Here is an 18,558-nt window from a genome sequence, read left to right on the forward strand (position 1 = left end):
TGTTGCGGGTCAGGACGTTGATGACGTGAGTTGTTGGCAGATCAGTTGGTGAGCGAGTTGCGCCGTCGCGAGCAGGTCCTCGCGAGATGTGTCGCCGTTGGATCGCACTGACAATCCGTGCCAGACGCATTGGATGAGCCCGGTCAGGACCGCTGCGTTGGTGCCCGCGGTCAGTTCCCCGTCCTGGATCGCTCGCTCGATGCGCACAAGGAGGGCCTGCTCGTTCGAGCTGTGCAGTTCGGCGACGTAGGCGCTGGTATCGAGCGTGCCCGTGCTGTCGCTCATCACGGCACTGCTGATGAGACACCCCGGGTGCGTGCCGCTTGGCTGGGTGAACTCGTGCACCGAGTCGGTCAGGATGCGTTCGATGACGGTCTGGATGACGTTCTCGGCGACAGCCTGCTGATAGATCTCGCGGTACCGCTCGGCGTAGGTCCGCACCGCTTCCTCGAACAGTCCGGCCTTGCTGCCGAAGGCGGCGTAGAGGCTGGACGTGGAGAGCCCGAGGGCCGCGGTCAGGGCGCGGGTCGAGGTGCCGGAGTAGCCGCGTCGCCAGAAGAGGCGAGCGGCTTCGAGGACCGCACGGTCGCGGTCGAAGGCTCGGGGGCGTCCACGGTTGCGTTCGGTCACGCTTGCATTGTAGATCGTTCGCTCCATAATAGATTTATGGAGCGAACGATTCAGAAGAGGCTGCCGGTCGGCGGGGACAGTTGGGTGACGGTCGATGTGTACGGGGAGCGGGATGCTCCGGGCCTCGTCATCGTCCCGGGCGTCATGAGCGATGCGCACACGTGGCGCCGGGTCGTGGGCGCCATCGCGGCCTGGCCCTCAGTGGTAGTCGTAAACCGTCGGGGACGCACTCCCTCGGGGCCCTTGACCAATTCCTACTCGCTGCGGACAGAGGTCGAGGACCTCGGCGTGGTCCTTGACGAGTTCGACAGCACGAGGGCGCTCTTCGGCTGGAGCTACGGCGGCTTGATCACCTTGCTGGCCGCCAACGATCGCCCGATTCCCCATGTGATCGCCTACGAGCCGGTGATGCAGCCATTCGGACGCCATGCAGTGCCGGACCTGAAGAGCGCAGCGGAGACGGCGGACTGGGATCGCTGCGTCGAGATCGTCAATCGGCAGATCTCCGGCTTCTCCGCAGCACATGTCGAGGATCTTCAGGCCGATCAGCACGGTTGGGCGATCTTGCGTCGCTTGAGCGAACCGCTGTACGCCGAACTCGGCGCGCTCAACGCGGCGCCGCCTCCGGATGTGATGGCGCGACAGGCAGATCAAGTGGACCTGATCATCGGCCAGTGCAACCGCGGAACAGCCCCCTACGGAACGTCGTTCGATCACGTGCGGCAGCACGTCGCGCACGCCGAAGTCCACGAACTCCCTGGCCAGGGCCACCTGGCCCACATTCAGGCGTCGGCAGAGCTGGGCCACCTGCTCAACAACCTCGCCGCCATCTGATGGGCACCCACGCCAACGCACCGCTCTCCGTTGAGGGCCGCAGGCGACTCGTCGAGCGATGCCAGTCACGTCCGATCGCCCACGTTGCCGCGGAGATGGGCATCTCCAGGGCATGCGCCACCAAGTGGGTCAACCGGTACCGCCGTCACGGTGAGCTCGGCCTGCACGACCGGTCCTCCACACCCCACCGCCAACCCACCGCCACACCGGGCGAGGTAGTGGAGCGGATCGAGCAGATGCGCCGACAGCGACCACTCCCGGGCAGTCAGCCGGAACAAGAAGAAGACCGGCCGTGGAGGGTGCGTGTACCTACACTCCGCGGTCAACGTCATGGCCTCGTACATCTAGCACCCGCGGTCGGCTAGATGCTCAGCCGGTACGGCACCACGCACACGACCACATCGGTACGAGCCCTCAGCGCGGCCGCGAGCAGCAGGCCGCGCTGGTTCTGGAGGATCTGGTAGCGGCGGTGGAGGGGTTCCACCTCGGGGATGAGGACGGCGATCTGTCGTCCGCCCGCCGCCGCCCGCTGGACGTAGTCGACGATGGGCTCGACGAGGGAGCGTCGCGGGCTGTCGACGATGTCCAGCCGTACGCCGGGATTCCAGCTGGCCCAACTCGCCTTCAGTGCCTGGGCCCTTGCCTGGTTTCCGTGTACGGCGACCGCGACGACCTCCGCCGAGCCGAGGGCGCGGGCGGCCGTCAGCGCGTACTGCGTGAGTTTGCTGACCTCGCCGACCGGCACGATGACGAGGGAGTCGGCGGTGACGCGGACCGGGGGCGGGATCTCGCCGAGCCCCAACTCCCGGGCGACTTCGGCGTAGTAACGCTGGATGCGGGCGAAGAGCAGCATCAGCAGCGGAATCGCGAGGACGACCACCCAGGCGCCCTCGAGGAACTTGGAGGCCAGCAGCACCACGCACGCCACACTCGTCAGCACCGCGCCGAATCCGTTGAGCACCGCGCGCCGCAGCCAGCCGGGCGGCCGCTCCTTCGCCCAGTGCCGCACCAGCCCGGTCTGGCTGATGGTGAAGCCGATGAAGACACCGATCGCGAAGAGGGGGAGCATGCGGTGGGTGTCGGCGTTCACGGCGATCAGCAGCAGCGCGGCGAGCAGGGCGAGGGCCACAACTCCCCAGCGGTACACGGGGCGTTCGGTGCGCAGCGCGAACAGATGCGGCAGCCGGTGGTCCTTGGCGAGCAGGCTCATCAGCACGGGCAGGCCGCCGAAACTGGTGTTGGCGGCGAAGAGCAGGACCGCCGTGACGATGAGATTGGTCGCGTAGTACGCCCATCCCGTCCCGTACGAGCCCGCGGTGAGCTGGGCGAGCACGGTGACGCCGCCGCGCGGGACCACGTCGTCGCGCTGGATGAGCACGGCGAGGCCGATCAGCATCAGCCCGAGCAGCCCGCCGAGCATCAACTCGGTGCGCTGGGCCCGCTTGACGCGCGGTTCGCGGAACGCGGGTACGCCGTTGGCGATGGCCTCCACTCCGGTCAGCGCGGAGCAGCCGGAGGAGAACGCCTTGAGGAGCAGTACCACTCCCAACGCCTCGGTGGCGTGCACGGGTTGGGCGGTCCCGACGGTCGCGAGCGGGTGGCCGCGCAGCAGACCGAGCACGACGATGCCGAAGATGCTCACGACGAACAACACGGTGGGCAGCATCAGCACCCGCGCGCTCTCGGCGACGCCCCGCAGGTTCGTGATCGTGAGGAGGGCCAGTCCGATCAGGCAGATCTCGAGCAGATACGGGGTGAGGGAGGGGAAGGCCGACGCGAGACTGGCGGCGCCCGCGGCCAGGCTGACGGTCACGGTCAGCACGTAGTCGACGACGAGACTGGCCGCCGCGAGCAGGCTGATCCGGGGCCCGAGGTCCTTCTTGGCCACGGCATACGCGCCACCGCCGTCCGGATGTACGGCGATCACCTGCCCGTACGACACCACGAGCACCGCGAGCAGCGCCGCGATGACCAGCGTCACCGGCAGCGTCGCGGTCAGCGCCCCGGTGCCGGCCACGATCAGCACCAGCACGATCGCCTCGGGTCCGTACGCCACCGAACTCAGCGCGTCCAGCGACAGCGCGGCGAGCCCTTCGAGGCTGGTCAGATGGGACCGGTCGCCCTCCCCGTGCCGCAATGGAACTCTCGGCTTCAGTTGGCGGCGGGCCAGACCGTATGCCATGGGGACCTCGCGGTGCCGGGGACTGGGGGGCGGTTCGAGGTCAGTGTGACCGGCCCGGGGCACCGCGAGGGGTCAAGGACGCGCCACGGGCGGGTGCCCTTCGGCAAACAGTCCTTCTGGAGATCGGGGGATCGAGGGATCGAGGGATCGGGGGATCGGGGGATCGGGGGATCTCGGGAGAGGCGCGGGGTCAGGCGCAGCAATCGCAGCCGGGCTTGCAGCCGCAGGCGTCCGGCGCCCCGGCTTCAACGGGCGTCGGCGGCACGGCAGGTGACGCCGGAGCGCAGCACCCCTCCCCGCGCCAGGCGTCCCGCCCCTCCTTGACCGCGACGGCCGCGATCACGAGAGCGGCGACCGGGTCGGCCCACGACCAGCCGAGCGTGGCGTTGACGACGAGACCGACCAGCAGCACCCCCGACAGGTAGGTGCACAGCAGGGTCTGCTTGGAGTCGGCCACCGCCGAGGCCGACCCGAGTTCACGCCCGGCACGCCGCTGCGCCGCCGACAGGAACGGCATGACCAGCAGTGACAGCGCCGCCAGCACGATCCCTGGCACGGAGGGCTCCGCTTCCCCACCCCCCACCAGACCGCGTACGGCGTCGACAGCGACGTACGCGGCAAGCACGAAGAACGACCCGGCGATGATCCGCAGCGTCACCCTCTCCCGGGCCTCCCGAACCGCGTGCTCCCGCGCGGAGAACTGCCAGGCGACGGCCGCGGCGGACGACACCTCGATGACGGAGTCGAGCCCGAACCCGATGAGCGCGCTGGAGGAGGCGAGCTTCCCCGCGGTGATCGCCACGACGGCCTCGACGACGTTGTACGCGATCGTCGCGGCGACCAGGAGCCGTATCCGCCGGGCCAGCGCGTCCCGGCGGACCGGCGAAGGCCCCAGGGATATGGAGACCATCAGCAGCAGCCCTTCTCGTCGGCGTCGGGGCAGTTGCGGTCGGTCTCGACGGCCACCACGGCGTTCCGCAGGTCGTCCAGCGCGTGTCCGAGCCGCGGATCCGCCAGCTCGTACCGCGTACGCCGCCCGACCGGGACGGCGACGACCAGACCGCAGTCGCGTAGACAGGCGAGATGGTTCGACAACCGGGTCCGCGAGATCCCCAACTCCTCAGCCATGTCGGCCGGATGTGCCGGCGCCTCCCGCAGCATGAGCAGGATGCGGCAGCGGATGGGGTCGGCCAGGGCGCGGCCGAAGCGGGTGAGGGCGTCGAGGTCGGTGGCCAGGGTCAGCATGAACTTGAGAGTACAGGATCTCCTGAATTCAAAGATAGGTGAATCAGTGAGGGATCCGGCGGCCTCAGCGCTGGTCCGGGGTATCCGCCGAGACGGCCCAGAAGCGCAGGAACAGCGCGAGCATCGCGGAGGAGGTCAGCGCCCATACGTTGAACCCGACGGCCTCGCGGGACTCGGCGTCGTTCAGGACGACTGTGATCACGGTGGCCATGAAGGCCAGGGCCGCGTAGAAGCCGATCCGGATGGCCTTCGCGGACCAGCGGTGGAATCGGTAGAGCAGCAGCAGTCTGCTGACCGAGACACGGGTTTCCTCGTCGATGTCCGCCTGCTCCGCCGCGGTCACCCGCGCGGACGCCTCGTCCAGCCAGTCGTTCGCCACTGCGGTCGGGCCTTGGAGTGCTTCCGGAGTCGCGGCGACCAGTTGCTTCGCCTTCCACCACTCGGCCGCGAAGGCCACCTGCCGGGTCGCGTCCTCGAAGGCCAGTCGGCGGCGGCCCGCTCGCGAGCGGCGCACGCGCCGATCCTGCGCCCGCAGGCTCACCACACCGGCGGCCGCGGTCACCACGGGGACCAGCACCGCCACGGAAACAGTCACCACGTCCTGCGCGCTCATCGACAGCCCCCCAACTGTTCCGCCAGGCGCATCAGCATCGCACCATGCCCTACGCAGGTCCACGGGGCGAAAACCCGGTCGACATGCGGGCCCCCGACGCACTGTGATGGCCCCGGCTGTCCGCCGCGCCGGAGCGGACCGACCGCAGGAGCTGCTGTTGACGACCGAGAGAACCGCGGACACCCGTCCCTCGATCGACGGTGCCCTGGTCGGGCGTCTGGTCGATGCGCAGTTCCCGCAATGGGCCGAACTGCCGCTGGAGTTGGTCGACCCGGCCGGCTCGGACCATGTGATCCACCGGCTGGGCCCGGAGTTGTCGGTCCGGCTGCCCCGTCACTCCGGGGCCATCGGGCAGGCCAGGAAGGAGTCCGAGTGGCTGCCCCGGCTCGCCCCGCATCTGCCGCTGCCCGTCCCGGTGCCGGTGGGCGTGGGTGAGCCCGGCTTCGGCTATCCGTGGCCGTGGGCGGTGTCCCGATGGCTGGAGGGCGAGGTGGCGACCGTCGAGCTACTGGCCGAATCGTCCGTGGCCGCCGTCGGACTGGCAGAGTTCCTGACCGCCCTTCAGCGGTTCGCGCCCGAGGACATCCCGGCCCAGGGCGCCCGCGAGGACCTCACCGCCGGATCGCTGGCCGACCGGGACCGGGCGACGCGGGCCGCCATCGCGGAGGTCGGTGACGTGTTCGACGCCGCGGCCATGACCGAACTGTGGACGGCGGCCCTCGACGCCCCCGGATGGGACCGCCCTCCGGTCTGGTTCCACGGTGACTTCCACACCGGCAACCTGCTGACCGTCGACGGCCGCCTCAGCGCGGTCATCGACTTCGGCGAACTCGGCATCGGCGACCCGGCCCGCGACCTGATCATCGCCTTCACCCTGATGTCGGCCGACACCCGGGCCGCCTTCCGCACCGCCCTCGACGTGGACGACGCCACTTGGACCCGGGGCCGCGGCTGGGCCCTGACCACCGGCCTGAACGCCTACACCTCCTACGCCGCCATCAGCCCCCGGGTCGCCGCGCAGACCACCCGTCAGATCACGGGGGCCCTCATCGGCTGAGCCCGGCATCTCGCTCACCTCGGTGCGGGCAGGTAGAACCACACCGCCTTGCCCTCCGGGGCGGCGGGGGCGGTGCCCCAGCAGCCGTCCGTGAGGGCGTCCACCAGGTGGAGGCCCCGGCCGCCCAGTTCCCCGCCGTCGGGGGTCAACTCCCTTATCACCGGCGGGTTCTCGTCCCCGTCGAACACGGTGACTCGTACGCGTGCGGGATCCACTGAGAGCCACAGCGCCGAGCCCCCGCCCTTCGCGTGGACGCAGGCGTTCGTGACGAGTTCGGAGGTGCAGAGGGTTGCCGTGTCCACGAGGGCGTCGAGTCTTAAGGCGCGGAGGACCGAGGCGACGAAGTCGCGGGCGACGTGGGGGGACGTGTCCGAGGGCGGGCAGAAGAGGGCGTATTCGGGCATGGGGTTCCGTCAACTCCGTTGCGGTGAGGGGGCACGAGGGGTGGTCAGTTCCCTGCCGCGCTAGTGGCCTCGCCTCGGGTGTCGACGGCCCGTGGTGGCACTTCCAACTGGCAGTACGCAGGGGAGAGTTGCGGATGAGTAGTCAGTCCGACACTCTCCGTGAGGTACGTTGCGACGATAGCGGAACAGGTTGTGCCGTAACAACCTGTTCCGTCAGACTCGGAACCGATCACATGGAGGACGACATGCCGCCGAGGCCCAATCCCACGGCACGCCAGGTGCGATTGGGGGCCGAGCTACGCAAGTTGCGCGAGGCCGCCGGTGTATCGAATCGAGCCGCTGCCGAATTCCTGAACTCCAACCCGACCCAGGTCAGCCATGTGGAGTCCGGGCGGTTCGGGATCAGTGAGGAGCGACTGCGCAGACTCGCCGGGTTGTACGCCTGCGACGACACCCAACTCGTCGACGTACTGGTCGAGATGGTGAACGAACGAGGAAAGGGCTGGTGGGAGGAGTACCGCGGTGTCCTACCGCCCAAGGGCCTTGACCTTGCCGAGTTGGAGCACCATGCGTCGTACGTCCGCACGTTCCAGGTCGTGCACATCCCCGGGATCTTTCAGACCGAGGATTACGTACGCGCAGCCTCGACCTTCGTCGAACCGGAGCGTCCAGAAGCCGAGCACGAGGCTCGCGTCTCCTTCCGGATGCGGCGCCGGGAGGTACTCGAATCCGGGATGCCGTACGACGCGATCATCCACGAGGCCGCGCTACGCATGCGTGTCGGCGGTCCCAAGGTTGCCCGCGCTCAGCTCGAACACCTCCTCCAGGCGTCCGAGAGGACGAACGTCACCCTTCGCGTGATCCCGTTCGCGGCCGACGGTTTCGCGGGCGCCGGTTTTCCCATGCAGTACGTTGGCGGAGTCGTCCCCCAACTGGACACCGTGCAGATCGACACCACGCACGGCGCCGAGTTCATCGATGCCAAGGCCCAACTGAACCGCTACCGAGCCCTGCTCGAACGCGTGGACAGCACCGCCCTCCCGCAGGATGCTTCCCTCGACCTCATCCGCCGTATCGCCCAGAACCTGTGAAAGGCCTCCCGTGTCTGAAGCCCTCCACTGGCAGAAGTCGTCGTTCTCGGGAGGGGCCGGGGACACAGACTGCCTGGAGATAGCCACCTCCCCCACCACCCTCCACCTCCGAGAAAGCGACCACCCCACCACCATCCTCACCCCCACCCCCACCGCCCTCCGCGCCCTCCTCACCACCCTGAGGTCCTGACCCGCGCGGACGCCGCCTACTCGACCAGGTGCCGATGCGCCTCGCTCCAGCCGATCCGGTCGTCGAGTTCGGCGAGGAGCCCGTCGGCGGCCCAGGTGGCCTGGGGCTCGTGCCCCCGCTCGGCCAACTGCCGTACGAGCGCGGCGTTCTCCCGCTGTCGGGCGATGACGGCGTCGACGACCCCCTCGGTCGAGTCGAGACCGTACGCGCGGCAGAAGCGCTCCAGCCGGAGGCGGCGGTCGGGCGGCGCCGGGTACCGCAGCCAGCGCAGGCACTCGGCGTCGTCGCGGAACGGGGCGACGTACTCCAGTGCGTAGGCCACGTCGTGCAGGGGAGGCGCCGGTCGGGCGAAGTCCCAGTCGATGATTCCCACCGGGCGGTTGCCCTGCCAGACCACGTTCCAGGGGCCGAAGTCCCCATGGCAGACGACCTCTTCGTGGCCGGGGCCGCCCGTGCCCGTGGACCATGTCGCGTCCGGTGGAGGCGAGAAGCCCTCGCAGGCGTCGTGGTAATCGCGCAGCAGCCGGGCGAAGTTGGCCAGGCCCTGGTCTTCGACGACCTTGGCCCAGCCCGACGCCCCGGAGTCACCCTCGAAATAGGTGAGGACTTCCCGGCCCTCCTCGTCGATCCCCAGCGGCCGGGGTGCGTAGGCGAACCCGACCTCCTCCAGGTGTCGCAGCAGTGCGTGGACGGTGGGTGTCCACGGCTGCACGGGCCTGCGGACGGTGTCACCGATCCGCACCACCCGGCGATGGGCCCCGTCCTGCATCACTTCCTCATCCGGCACGCGCGTCACGCTACCCAGCCGCCCGGACACGCGGTACGTCGATCACCGGCAGCGACGCACGGCAACCATTGGCTCAGGGGCGGGACGGGGACACAAGAGCCGCCCTGCGCCGGAAGAGTTCCTCGGCCGCTGTCTGCGCGCGCAGCCGGACCTGCTCGGCGTCGACGCTCAACACCCGTCCGCCCGCGACCAGTTGGCGTCCGTCCACCCACACGTGGTCGACGTCCGCCGAGCCCGCCGAGAACACCAGGTGGGCCACCGCGTTGAAGTCCTCGCCGTGGAGGAGTGGGGTGGTGTGGAGCTTGCGGAGGTCGACGGTGACGATGTCGGCCTTCTTGCCCGGTTCCAGGGAGCCTGTCTCGCCGTCCAGGCCCAGGGCTCGTGCGCCCTCCAACGTCGCCATCGTCAGGATGTCCCACGGGTCACCCGTCGTCGGGTCCAGCGTGGAGACCTTCTGCAACAGCGACGCGAACTTCATCTCCTCCAGCAGGTCCAGGTTGTTGTTCTCCTTCTCGCCGTCGCTGCCCAGGCCGACCGCGATGCCCTTGCGGCGCATGTCGATGACGCGGGCCGGGCCGGAGGAGAGCTTCATGTTGGAGCAGGGGCAGTGGGCGACGCTCGTACCCGTCCCGGCGAGGAGTTCGATCTCACGGTCGTCGAGCCAGACGCAGTGGGCCACGACCGTGCGGGGGCCGAGGATCCCCCGGTTGTAGAACTCCTCGATCGGGCGGCGCCCGAACTGCCGCAGGGATTCCTCCACTTCCCAGATGGTCTCGGAGGAGTGGGTGTGCAGCCCCGTGTCGAACTCGTCCGCGAGCGCCGCGGCGGCCTTGAACGCCTCCGGGCTGCAGTAGAAGAGGTGCTCCAGGCCGACCCAGGAGCGGACTCGGTCGTTCGCGTACGTGCGGTAGTGCTCAAGCAGCCGGCGGTTCGTTTCCAGGGTCTCGAAGTAGTCGTAGCCCGGGAGGTCGGCCACGTACGGGACGAGCGTCGCGCGGATGCCCACCCGCTCCGCCGCGTGTGCCGAACCCTCCATGTGGCGCCACATGTCCATCACCGACGTCGTGCCCGCGCGCAGCGACTCCGTGTAGCAGAGGAGGGATGCGGCTTCCGCGATCTCGGGGGTGAGCGCCTTGTGGGCCGGGTCGACGTAATCGCGCAGCCAGTCCCACAGGGACTTGGACTCGGCCGTGCCGCGCAACAGGCCCGAGTGGAGGTGGGTGTTGTGCAGGCCGGGGATCACTGCGTGCCCGGTGGCGTCCACGACCTGCGCGTCGGCGGCGGCCGCGTCCAGCTCCGCCACCGTTCCCACGGCGGCGATCCTGCCGTCCTCGACGAGGACCGAACCGGGGTCGTACACCGTCTTGCGGCCCTCGCAGGGGATGACGATGCCGTTGCGGATCAACGTACGGGTGCGGGTCATTCGGGTGTCTCCTCGCGGGGTCGGTTCCAGAAGTCGGCGTGCACGGCTTCGGCCCGCTCCCGCAGGCACGGCCCGGCCACCTCGACCGTCCGCTGCCCGGCCGCGAACACCTCGCGGCAGGGCAGCGCCATCGTCGGGTTCTCGTCGTTCGCGCCGGTGAGGGCGAGGAGTTCGTCCTCACCGAGGGCGTAGACGACCCGCCCGATCCCGCTCCAGTACACGGCGCCCGCGCACATCGCGCAGGGTTCGGTGCTGGTGTAGAGGGTGGCGCGGGCCAGCTCCGCACCCGTGTACGTCCGGGTCGCCAGGCGTACGAGATTGGTCTCGGCGTGCCCGGTCGCGTCCCGCTCCGTCACCACCGTGTTGCCCGCCTCCAGCACCGCCGAGCCGTCGAGGACGAGCAGGGAACCGAAGGGATGGTTGCCGTCCCGGCGGGCGCGGGCAGCGAGTTCGATCGCCGTGAGAAGGAACTTCTCGTCGGCGGCGGTGGGGGTGTCGTTCACAGTGGCTGACTCCTCAACTGACGTACGGGAAGGGGTTATTCGGCGATCACGGGTACCCGGGGCTCCGGCGCGTCAACGACCCTCACCGGCCGCCACGCCGACAGCCCCCCGTACGCCGCCCCCGCCACCACGAACCCGACGAACAGCCCCAGCGGACCGAGCGCGGGATGCGCCTCGGCGAGCGGCCCGGTGTAGAAGGACTGGTTCATGAACGGGATCTCGACGAGCAGGGCGAGCAGGACCGACGGCAGCCCCCAGCCGAGGCGGTGCCCGGTGTCGTACAGCCGCGAGATGTCGTACGTCCCCCGCTGCCGTCCCCAGTACGCCACCACGATCACCGCCGCCCAAGGCGCCAGCCAGTAGCCGGTCATCAGCATGAAGTCCTGCAACTGCTGGGCGAAGTCCCCGTGTCCGGCGTACCAGGAGATCGCCGTGCCTAGCCCGCCGACCACCAGGACCGACACCCAGCGCGGGATCGTGAACCCGGCGACCAGCGCGGCCATCGCGCCCGAGTACAGGTCGATGACGGTCGAGGCGAGCGTGGACAGGAGGAGAGACAGGAGTACGACGGTGCCGAGGGCGTCCGGCAGCAGGCCGCTCACCATCGAGCTGGGGTTGTCGAGCGCGCCCGCCGTGCCGATCGCCGCGCCCAGGGCGCCGATCCACACACCGGCGACCGCACTGCCGCCGCCCGCCGCGAGGAAGACCCGCTTCGGCGCGGAGGTGGCCGGCAGATAGCGGCTGTAGTCGGAGGCGTACGCGGACCAGCCGATGACGCGGGCCGCGGTGACCGCGACGACGAGCAGGAACGCGGCGGTGGTCCCGTCGAAGGGCTCGACCGGGGCGGCGGCGTGCGCGTCGCCGAAGCCGTACACCGACACGACCGCGAAGACGACGACCAGGAGGACGGCGAGGGCGCGCTCCACGTAGTGGATCATCCGGTAGCCGATGACCGCGATCGCCAGCTGGGCCGCCGCCATGAGCAGCAGGGCCGGGGCGAAGCCCATCCCCGTCAGGTCGCGCAGGATGAAGATGCCGAGCAGGGTGTCGACCACGCACCAGCCGACGCCGTTGACGACGGTGAACGCGGCGGACGGCAGATTGCCGAGGCGGCCGAACGGGCCCCGGGACTGGATGAGTTGGAGCACTCCGGTGAGCGGGCCCCGGGTCGAGAACAGGCCCACGAGCGCCGAGCTCAGCAGCGTGCCGAGGGTGATGGCGAGGACGGCCGGGAGCAGGTCGAGGCCGAAGACGGACGTTGACAGGGCGCCGACGCTGAGCGTCGCGAACTGCACGTTCGCGCCGAACCAGAGCGTGAACAGGGACCAGGGGCGGCCGTGGCGGTGGTCGGGCAGTACCGGTTCGGCTCCGGCTCGCTCGACGCCGAAGGGCTTCTCGGCGCCGAAGGACTTCTCGGCGCCGGCCAGGGTTTCGGTTTGCACGGCGGTCTCCTCATGGGACGACGGGAGCGCACCGGACGAGGCGCGGGAGCGTCCAGGGTGCGAGGGAGCGGAGCATGCGGTTCGGGCGGGTGACCATCAGTGAACTCGTCGCGCGGCCCGCGCGGACCTGCACCGCCCTACAGACGACAGGCATCCCTGGCCCCCTCCGCCTGTACTGTTCTCCAAACCCCGTGCCCGCCGGTGTGCACGCCCGTAACAAGCGCCGATGCGTCGAAGAGACCGGCAAGGGCGTGCAAGCGCCTCGGCCCGCCTCGGCAGCAGGGAGGACGACCACCGATGCTGCTGACCGAACTCCTCGCCATCCCCCGCCTCGGCCTCGTCCCCGTCGTGCCCGGCACCCCCCGCACCCCGCGCATCCGCGGCGTCTACACGACCGACCTCCCCGACCCGGGCCGCTACCTCGACGGCGGGGAACTCGTCCTCACCTCCACCACCTGGTACCGGGAGCCGCGGGACGCCGACACGTTCGTCGCCGCGCTCGCGGGTGCGGGCGCCGCCGCGCTGGTCGCCGGGACCGCGGGCATCGGCATGTTGCCGGTCGCGCTCGCGCAGGCCTGTGAGCGGCACGGGCTCGCCCTCTTCACGGTCGGCGACGACGTGTCGTACGCGGCACTGACCGAGACCGTCCTCGCCGCGCTCGCCGGACCGGCCCGCCGCTCACCGGGCGCGGACCTGCACCGCGGCCTGGTCGCGAGCATGGCGTCGGGGGCCGGGCCCGAGGGTCTTGTCGAGGTGTTCGCGCGGGCCACCGGCGTGTGGTGCGCGGTGCTGTCCGCGACCGGTCGCGCCACCGCGGGCGGCGTACCCGAAGTGACCGGCCACCACCTGGACCGGGCGCACCGCGAGGCGCTCGCCGCGGGCGCCTTCCCCTCCGTACAACCGGTGCCCGGCGGCGGCCACTTGACCTTCTTCCCGGTGCAGTCGCCGGTCGCCAGGCGCCCGCCCGCCGCCTACCTCGCCGCCGCCGGCGACTTCCGCGACTGGGCGCCGGGCGTCGCGGACGCCGCCACCGAGGTGTGCGCGCTCCTCGCGATGGACCGGGTGGCCCGCCAGGAACGCCGCCGCATCGAGGAACGCTTCCTGCGCGAGTCCCTCACCCTCGTACGGGAGGGGCGGGCCGAGGCGGCCGAGGGGCGCCTGCGCAGCCTCGGCCTCGACCCGGACACCCCGCTGACCTGCGTCTACGTCACCACGACCGGCAGCCCGTACGGCGCCGAGCTCGCGGCGGTCGTCCTGGAGGACGTCTTCGACCAGATACCCGGCTGCTCCACGCCGGTCGCCGAGGACGACGGTTACGTGATGCTGGTGCCGGGCGCCGTCTCGACCCGCCTTGACGACCACCTCGAAGACCACCCGAGTGACCAACTCGAAGACCACCTCGAAGAGCACCTCGAAAAGGCCGCCACCCGCCTGACCCCGCTCCTCGCCCCCGGCTGGGCCGCCCTCGGCACCGGCGGACCCGCCACCGGGGCGGCCGGGCTGCGCCGCTCCCTCGACGAGGCGCGGCACGCCCACCGCATCGCCTGCCTGGGCACGGGCACCGTGCGCACGGCGACGGGCGACGACCTGTCCTCGTACCTGTTGCTGCTCGCCTCCGTCCCCGAGGACGTACGCAGGCTCTACCGCGAGCGGCTCATCGGGGTTGTGGAGCGGTACGACGCCGAGCACGGCAGCGACCTCGTGGGCACCCTGGCCGCCTTCCTCGACGCCTCGGGCTCCTGGCACCGCTGCGCCGAGCAGCTCCACGTGCACGTCAACACCCTGCGATACCGGCTCCAACGGGTCGAACAGCTCACCGGCCACAGCCTGGCCACCCTGCGCGACCGGGTGGACTTCTGCCTGGCGCTCAGCATCACGTGAGCGACCGGGCCGGTTGCACGGGCCGGTTACACAAGGACCTCCCAGCACACATCCCGGGATCTCCCACATACCGCACCTAACCTGCGGAGCACCTCGTGGAGCCAGGTCTCATCAGGAGCCGGGTCTCAGTCAGACACGGGGCGGCCCCCGGACTCCCTCAGTGGAGGAGTCCGGGGCCTCCGCATATACGGGGCTCACGCGGCCGGGGCCTCCACATGGGCCACTCTCAGCCAACCAACAGGCTTCCCCCATCAAACGCTCATGAAGAGGGTGGAGAGTCGGCGCCATGGCCGAGCACACCGAGCCCCACACCCCCCACAGGCTCCTTGTCGTCGAGGACGAGCCGAGCATCCGGGCCCTGCTGGAGTCCACGCTGAGGCTCAGCGGCTACGAGGTGAGCAGCGTGATGTCCGGCGGTGCCGCGCTCCTGGAGATCGAGAGGTTCGGCCCCGATCTGGTGCTGCTCGACGTGATGCTGCCCGACCTGGACGGCTTCGAGGTGACCCGGGCGATGCGGGCGGGCGGCAAGAACACCCCCGTGCTCTTCCTGACCGCGCGCACCGACCTGTCCGACCGTATCGACGGGCTGCGGGCCGGCGGAGACGACTACGTCACCAAGCCCTTCAGCCTCGACGAGGTGCTGCTGCGGATCCAGGCGATCCTGCGCCGCACCGGCGCGGAGGAACCGCCGTCCGGCGAGGCGGACGAGGACGACGAGAGCATCCTGCTCTTCGCCGACCTGCGGCTCGACGAGCGGGCGTACGAGGTGCACCGCGCGGAGCGGTACGTGCCGCTGTCGCCGACCGAATTCCATCTGCTCGCCTACCTGATGGCGAACGCCAACCGGGTGCTGACCAGGGCGCAGATCGTGCAGCACGTGTGGGGGTACGACTTCGCCGGGGACGTACGCATCGTCGAGACGTACGTGAAGTACCTGCGCAAGAAGATCGACTGCGCCGAGCCGCCGCTGATCCACACGGTGCGCGGGATCGGCTACTCGCTGCGGCTGCCGCGCGAGCCCGCCCCGCAGGCCGCCGACGCCACCGAGGCCGCCGAGCGGTGAAACGGCCCGTCTCCCTGCGGGGCAGGCTCGTCCTCGGGCTCGCCGTCCTCGCCACCACCGCGGTGCTGGCCGCCGAGATCGTCGGCTTCGTCGTGATGCGTTCCTGGCTGATGGACGGGCTCGACGAGCAGCTCGCCCACTTCAGCACGCCCAGGAAGGCGTACCAGGACGCGGTGAGCGACGAGGGGTTCCCGGACAGGTTCACCACCCCCGGGGCGCTGCCCTCCGACTTCCGGGTCTTCTTCTACGACTCCGACGGCCGCCTCCTCAGCGCCTCGCTCGGCGACTACCACCAGCCGACCAAGCCCGAGCTGGCGTCCACCGTCGACGGCCTCGGCCTGTCCGTGGGGCAGCTCGCCACGGTGTCCGCCGACACGGGCGGCGGGCGCTGGCGGGTCGTCCTGCGCGAGGGCCCCGACGACATGAAGGCGGTCGTCGCGCTGCCTCTGGCCACCATCGACGGCGCCACCTCCAAGATCCTCTACGTGGACGGCGCGCTGCTCGCCCTCACCGTCACCGGCGTCGTACTCCTCGGCCGCTGGGTCGTACGCCTCGGGCTGCTCCCCCTCACCCGCATGGAACGCACCGCCCAGGACATCACCGACGGCGACCTCGACCTGCGGCTGCCCCACACCGACACCCGCACCGAGACCGGACGGCTCGGCCGGGTCCTCAACACCATGCTCGAACGGCTCCAGGGCGCCCTGCGCGAGCGCGAGACCTCCGAGGCCCGGCTGCGGCGCTTCGTCGCCGACGCCGGACACGAACTGCGTACGCCGCTCACCGCGATCCAGGGCTTCGCCGAGCTCGCGCTCCGCCACGAGCAGCAGTCCCCCGCGGGCCGCCGCGAGGCGAACCGGCTCATCGCCCAGAACGCCGAACGCATGGGCCTCCTCGTCGACGACCTCCAGCTCCTCGCCAAGCTCGACCAGGAGCCGTCGTACGGGCCCTCGCACGGGCGTGAATCCGTCGACCTGCTGTCCCTGGCCGCCGACGCGGTGAGCGCGGCGGCGCTGGGGGACTCCGGGCGGCGGATCGATCTGGGGCCGCTCCGTGGCTCCCGGGACGAGGAGGAACTCGAGCTGGTGGAGGCCCTCGGCGACCCGCACCGGCTCCGCCAGGTCGTCGAGAACCTCCTCTCCAACGCACGCACCCACACTCCCCCAGGTACCCCCGTGCACGTCCGCGTCGGAACCGCCCGGGTCGCCCCGGACACCGGCGGCGCGGACCGCCCGGGCCGCACCAGCGCGTCCCCTCCCCTCCCCCACGGCACCCCCGTCGGCATCCTGGAAGTCGCCGACGCCGGCCCGGGCCTCGCCCCCGAAGACGCCCAACGCGTCTTCGAACGCTTCTACCGCGTCGACCGCTCCCGCTCCCGAGCCCACGACCAGGGCGGCAGCGGCCTCGGCCTCGCCATCGCCGCGGCCATCGCCCAAGGGCACGGGGGCCGGCTCGAGCTGGACACCGCGCCCGGGGAGGGCTGCACGTTCCGGCTGGTGCTGCCGGGGTCGGGGCGGGCGTGAGGGGTTTTTTCGCCCCCTCCGCCCCTACCCATTCCCGTCCCTTGGGGGCTCCGCCCCCAAACCCCCGCTCCTCAAACGCCGGAGGGGCTGAATCCTTCCCCGGCCGGCGCTAGAGATCTTTTAGCCCGTCCGGCGTTTGAGGACGAGGCCGTCCAGGCCGAAAGCGGGGGTCTGGGGGCGGCAGCCCCCAGGAACGGGACGGGAAGGGGCGGAGGGGGCGAATCCAACTGCAGCGAACCGGGCACCACCCGCGCCCGCTCAGGGATCGAAGCGGTACCCCATCCCGGGCTCGGTGATCAGATGGCGCGGGTGCGAGGGATCCGCTTCGAGTTTGCGCCGTAGTTGGGCCATGTAGACCCGCAGGTAGTTGGTCTTGTTGCTCTGGGAGGCGCCCCACACCTCCTGGAGGAGCTGGCGCTGTGTGATGAGCCGGCCGGGGTTGCAGACCAGGATCTCCAGCAGGTGCCATTCGGTGGGGGTGAGGCGTACGTCGCGGCCCGCGCGGCCGGCCTTCTTCGCGACCAGGTCGACGGTGAACTCGTCCGTGGTGACGAGGACGGTCTCGGGAGCGACGGGCACGGAGTCCGTGCGACGGACCGCGGCGCGCAGCCGGGCCAGGAGTTCGTTCATGCTGAACGGTTTGGTGATGTAGTCGTCGGCGCCCGCGTCCAGCGCGGCGACCTTCTCGTCGGAGGCGCGGCGCGCGGAGAGCACCAGGATCGGCACGCGCGTCCAGCCGCGCAGGGCCTTGATGACGTCCGTGCCGTCCATGTCGGGCAGCCCCAGGTCCAGTACGACCACGTCGGGCTGGCGCCCGGCCGCGAGCCGGAGCGCGGTGGCACCGTCGGGGGCCGCGTCGACCCCGTACCCACGTGCCTGCATGTTGATCACGAGCGCCCGTACAAGCTGTGGGTCGTCCTCCACCACCAGCACCCGGGTCATCGGTGTGTGCCTTTCACGTCGTACGCCGGACAGCGACTGTCGTAAATGGTGCGGGAGTTGGCGTGTCCGGAAGTTTTCCCCCGGCGCCAACTCCCGCGTAACGCACGTAAGTCCATCAGCTTTTGGCCACAAGTTCCTTGAGCGCGATGTTGAGTTCGAGGACGTTGACGGTCGGCTCGCCGATGAAGCCGAGCGTGCGGCCGTCGGTGTGCTCGTCGACGAGCTTCTGCACCTCGGCGACGGGGAGGTTGTTCTTCTCCGCGACGCGGTGCACCTGGATGTCCGCGTACTGCGGGGAGATCGCCGGGTCCAGGCCGGAGCCGGAGGACGTCACCGCGTCGGCGGGTACGTCGGAGGGCTTGACCGTGTAGCCGGGCACCGAGTTGTCCTTGATGACCTTGGCCTTCGCCTCCGTGACCCACTTGATGAGGTCGGCGTTGTCACCCGAACGGTTGGTCGCGCCGGACAGGATCAGCTTGTACTGGGTGTTGACGGAGTTCGTGCCCAGACCGTTGGCGGGCCGCGGCTGGAAGTAGTCGAGGCTGTAGCCCTGTTGGCCGATCAGCGAGGAGCCGACGACCTGGCCGTTCGCCTTGATCTCCGAGCCGTTCGCCTTGTCGTTGAACAGGCCCTGGGCGACACCGGTGACGGCGAGCGGGTAGATGACGCCCGTCACCACCGTGAGTACGAGCAGGGCTCGCAGGCCGGCCCAGAGCAACCGGGCAGTGTTCGTAACCGAGTTGTTCAT

Annotated in this window: 19 protein-coding genes and 1 pseudogene; 8 read left to right on the forward strand and 12 right to left on the reverse strand. The window is 70.3% G+C overall.

Annotated features, from left to right (window positions below):
* Positions 1-9: 9 nt before the first annotated feature.
* Positions 10-630: a TetR/AcrR family transcriptional regulator gene (locus OG266_RS18855; protein ID WP_371547126.1), complete on the reverse strand. Its 621-nt coding sequence runs from the start codon at positions 628-630 to the stop codon at positions 10-12.
* 36 nt (positions 631-666) lie between these two features.
* On the opposite strand from OG266_RS18855, the gene OG266_RS18860 reads away from it, so the two are divergent.
* A complete protein-coding gene (locus OG266_RS18860; RefSeq protein ID WP_371547128.1) occupies positions 667-1,464 on the forward strand; it encodes an alpha/beta fold hydrolase in 798 nt (265 codons plus the stop codon).
* Positions 1,464-1,712: pseudogene (locus tag OG266_RS18865) on the forward strand (leucine zipper domain-containing protein); the annotation flags it as partial. The gene OG266_RS18860 and the pseudogene OG266_RS18865, both read left to right, overlap by 1 nt.
* Positions 1,713-1,825: 113 nt before the next feature.
* Here OG266_RS18865 and OG266_RS18870 read toward each other — a convergent pair.
* The 4 genes from OG266_RS18870 to OG266_RS18885 all read right to left on the reverse strand — a co-directional run bounded on the left by OG266_RS18870 (position 1,826) and on the right by OG266_RS18885 (position 5,504).
* Entirely contained in the window at positions 1,826-3,646 is a 1,821-nt protein-coding gene (locus OG266_RS18870) for an APC family permease (protein WP_266456680.1), read from the reverse strand.
* A gap of 190 nt (positions 3,647-3,836) precedes the next feature.
* Positions 3,837-4,556 (reverse strand): cation transporter, encoded by a 720-nt coding sequence (locus tag OG266_RS18875; protein WP_266456690.1) that lies wholly within the window; start codon positions 4,554-4,556, stop codon positions 3,837-3,839.
* Entirely contained in the window at positions 4,556-4,891 is a 336-nt protein-coding gene (locus tag OG266_RS18880) for a helix-turn-helix transcriptional regulator (protein ID WP_266456696.1), read from the reverse strand. The genes OG266_RS18875 and OG266_RS18880 overlap by 1 nt, the downstream gene beginning before the upstream one ends.
* 64 nt (positions 4,892-4,955) lie before the next feature.
* Positions 4,956-5,504 carry a hypothetical protein gene (locus OG266_RS18885; RefSeq protein WP_371547133.1) on the reverse strand — a complete coding sequence of 183 codons (549 nt, stop codon included), beginning with the start codon at positions 5,502-5,504 and terminating at the stop codon, positions 4,956-4,958.
* Between the two features lie 157 nt (positions 5,505-5,661).
* Here OG266_RS18885 and OG266_RS18890 point away from each other — a divergent pair, with 157 nt between their 5' ends.
* The gene (locus tag OG266_RS18890) at positions 5,662-6,561 is read left to right on the forward strand and encodes an aminoglycoside phosphotransferase family protein (protein ID WP_371547136.1); all 900 of its coding nucleotides are present in this window, start codon (positions 5,662-5,664) and stop codon (positions 6,559-6,561) included.
* Between the two features lie 14 nt (positions 6,562-6,575).
* Here OG266_RS18890 and OG266_RS18895 read toward each other — a convergent pair whose 3' ends face one another.
* Positions 6,576-6,965 (reverse strand): ATP-binding protein, encoded by a 390-nt coding sequence (locus OG266_RS18895; RefSeq protein ID WP_329546170.1) that lies wholly within the window; start codon positions 6,963-6,965, stop codon positions 6,576-6,578.
* 245 nt (positions 6,966-7,210) lie between these two features.
* On the opposite strand from OG266_RS18895, the gene OG266_RS18900 reads away from it, so the two are divergent.
* Entirely contained in the window at positions 7,211-8,056 is an 846-nt protein-coding gene (locus OG266_RS18900) for a helix-turn-helix domain-containing protein (protein WP_371547139.1), read from the forward strand.
* A gap of 10 nt (positions 8,057-8,066) precedes the next feature.
* Positions 8,067-8,246 carry a DUF397 domain-containing protein gene (locus OG266_RS18905; protein WP_371547142.1) on the forward strand — a complete coding sequence of 60 codons (180 nt, stop codon included), beginning with the start codon at positions 8,067-8,069 and terminating at the stop codon, positions 8,244-8,246.
* Between the two features lie 16 nt (positions 8,247-8,262).
* Here the strand turns inward: OG266_RS18905 and OG266_RS18910 are convergent, their stop codons facing one another.
* The 4 genes from OG266_RS18910 to OG266_RS18925 form a co-directional block, all read right to left on the reverse strand.
* Positions 8,263-9,033, reverse strand: coding sequence for an aminoglycoside phosphotransferase family protein (locus OG266_RS18910; protein WP_371547144.1), 771 nt, complete (start codon positions 9,031-9,033; stop codon positions 8,263-8,265).
* A 73-nt stretch (positions 9,034-9,106) separates the two neighbouring features.
* Complete coding sequence (locus tag OG266_RS18915) at positions 9,107-10,456, reverse strand: amidohydrolase family protein (protein ID WP_371547146.1); 1,350 nt, start codon at positions 10,454-10,456, stop codon at positions 9,107-9,109.
* Positions 10,453-10,959: a nucleoside deaminase gene (locus OG266_RS18920; RefSeq protein ID WP_371547148.1), complete on the reverse strand. Its 507-nt coding sequence runs from the start codon at positions 10,957-10,959 to the stop codon at positions 10,453-10,455. Before OG266_RS18920 ends, OG266_RS18915 begins: the two co-directional genes overlap by 4 nt.
* A gap of 35 nt (positions 10,960-10,994) precedes the next feature.
* Positions 10,995-12,401 (reverse strand): cytosine permease, encoded by a 1,407-nt coding sequence (locus OG266_RS18925; RefSeq protein ID WP_371547151.1) that lies wholly within the window; start codon positions 12,399-12,401, stop codon positions 10,995-10,997.
* A gap of 297 nt (positions 12,402-12,698) precedes the next feature.
* Between OG266_RS18925 and OG266_RS18930 the strand changes: the two genes are divergently transcribed.
* The 3 genes from OG266_RS18930 (at position 12,699) to OG266_RS18940 (ending at position 16,868) form a co-directional block, all read left to right on the forward strand.
* The gene (locus OG266_RS18930) at positions 12,699-14,282 is read left to right on the forward strand and encodes a helix-turn-helix domain-containing protein (RefSeq protein WP_371547154.1); all 1,584 of its coding nucleotides are present in this window, start codon (positions 12,699-12,701) and stop codon (positions 14,280-14,282) included.
* A 286-nt stretch (positions 14,283-14,568) separates the two neighbouring features.
* A complete protein-coding gene (locus OG266_RS18935) occupies positions 14,569-15,345 on the forward strand; it encodes a response regulator transcription factor (protein ID WP_371547157.1) in 777 nt (258 codons plus the stop codon).
* Entirely contained in the window at positions 15,342-16,868 is a 1,527-nt protein-coding gene (locus tag OG266_RS18940; RefSeq protein WP_329546179.1) for a HAMP domain-containing sensor histidine kinase, read from the forward strand. Before OG266_RS18935 ends, OG266_RS18940 begins: the two co-directional genes overlap by 4 nt.
* 258 nt (positions 16,869-17,126) lie before the next feature.
* On the opposite strand, the gene OG266_RS18945 is transcribed toward OG266_RS18940, so the two are convergent.
* Both OG266_RS18945 and OG266_RS18950 read right to left on the reverse strand, forming a co-directional pair.
* Positions 17,127-17,810, reverse strand: coding sequence for a response regulator (locus OG266_RS18945; RefSeq protein ID WP_329546201.1), 684 nt, complete (start codon positions 17,808-17,810; stop codon positions 17,127-17,129).
* A gap of 115 nt (positions 17,811-17,925) precedes the next feature.
* On the reverse strand, positions 17,926-18,558 hold the full coding sequence (locus OG266_RS18950; protein ID WP_371547162.1) for a potassium-transporting ATPase subunit C: 633 nt from the start codon (positions 18,556-18,558) through the stop codon (positions 17,926-17,928).

Source organism: Streptomyces sp. NBC_00554 (genome assembly GCF_041431135.1).
Taxonomy (GTDB): Bacteria; Actinomycetota; Actinomycetes; order Streptomycetales; family Streptomycetaceae; genus Streptomyces.

Excerpts from the sequence above, each read along its gene's own strand:
- OG266_RS18875 (WP_266456690.1), bottom strand. The coding sequence starts at position 4,556 with ATGGTCTCCATATCCCTGGGGCCTTCGCCGGTCCGCCGGGACGCGCTG.
- OG266_RS18935 (WP_371547157.1), top strand. The coding sequence starts at position 14,569 with ATGGCCGAGCACACCGAGCCCCACACCCCCCACAGGCTCCTTGTCGTC.
- OG266_RS18930 (WP_371547154.1), top strand. The coding sequence starts at position 12,699 with ATGCTGCTGACCGAACTCCTCGCCATCCCCCGCCTCGGCCTCGTCCCC.
- OG266_RS18915 (WP_371547146.1), bottom strand. The coding sequence starts at position 10,456 with ATGACCCGCACCCGTACGTTGATCCGCAACGGCATCGTCATCCCCTGC.
- OG266_RS18860 (WP_371547128.1), top strand. The coding sequence starts at position 667 with ATGGAGCGAACGATTCAGAAGAGGCTGCCGGTCGGCGGGGACAGTTGG.
- OG266_RS18950 (WP_371547162.1), bottom strand. The coding sequence starts at position 18,558 with ATGAACAACTCGGTTACGAACACTGCCCGGTTGCTCTGGGCCGGCCTG.
- OG266_RS18870 (WP_266456680.1), bottom strand. The coding sequence starts at position 3,646 with ATGGCATACGGTCTGGCCCGCCGCCAACTGAAGCCGAGAGTTCCATTG.
- OG266_RS18880 (WP_266456696.1), bottom strand. The coding sequence starts at position 4,891 with ATGCTGACCCTGGCCACCGACCTCGACGCCCTCACCCGCTTCGGCCGC.
- OG266_RS18945 (WP_329546201.1), bottom strand. The coding sequence starts at position 17,810 with ATGACCCGGGTGCTGGTGGTGGAGGACGACCCACAGCTTGTACGGGCG.
- OG266_RS18900 (WP_371547139.1), top strand. The coding sequence starts at position 7,211 with ATGCCGCCGAGGCCCAATCCCACGGCACGCCAGGTGCGATTGGGGGCC.
- OG266_RS18895 (WP_329546170.1), bottom strand. The coding sequence starts at position 6,965 with ATGCCCGAATACGCCCTCTTCTGCCCGCCCTCGGACACGTCCCCCCAC.
- OG266_RS18885 (WP_371547133.1), bottom strand. The coding sequence starts at position 5,504 with ATGAGCGCGCAGGACGTGGTGACTGTTTCCGTGGCGGTGCTGGTCCCC.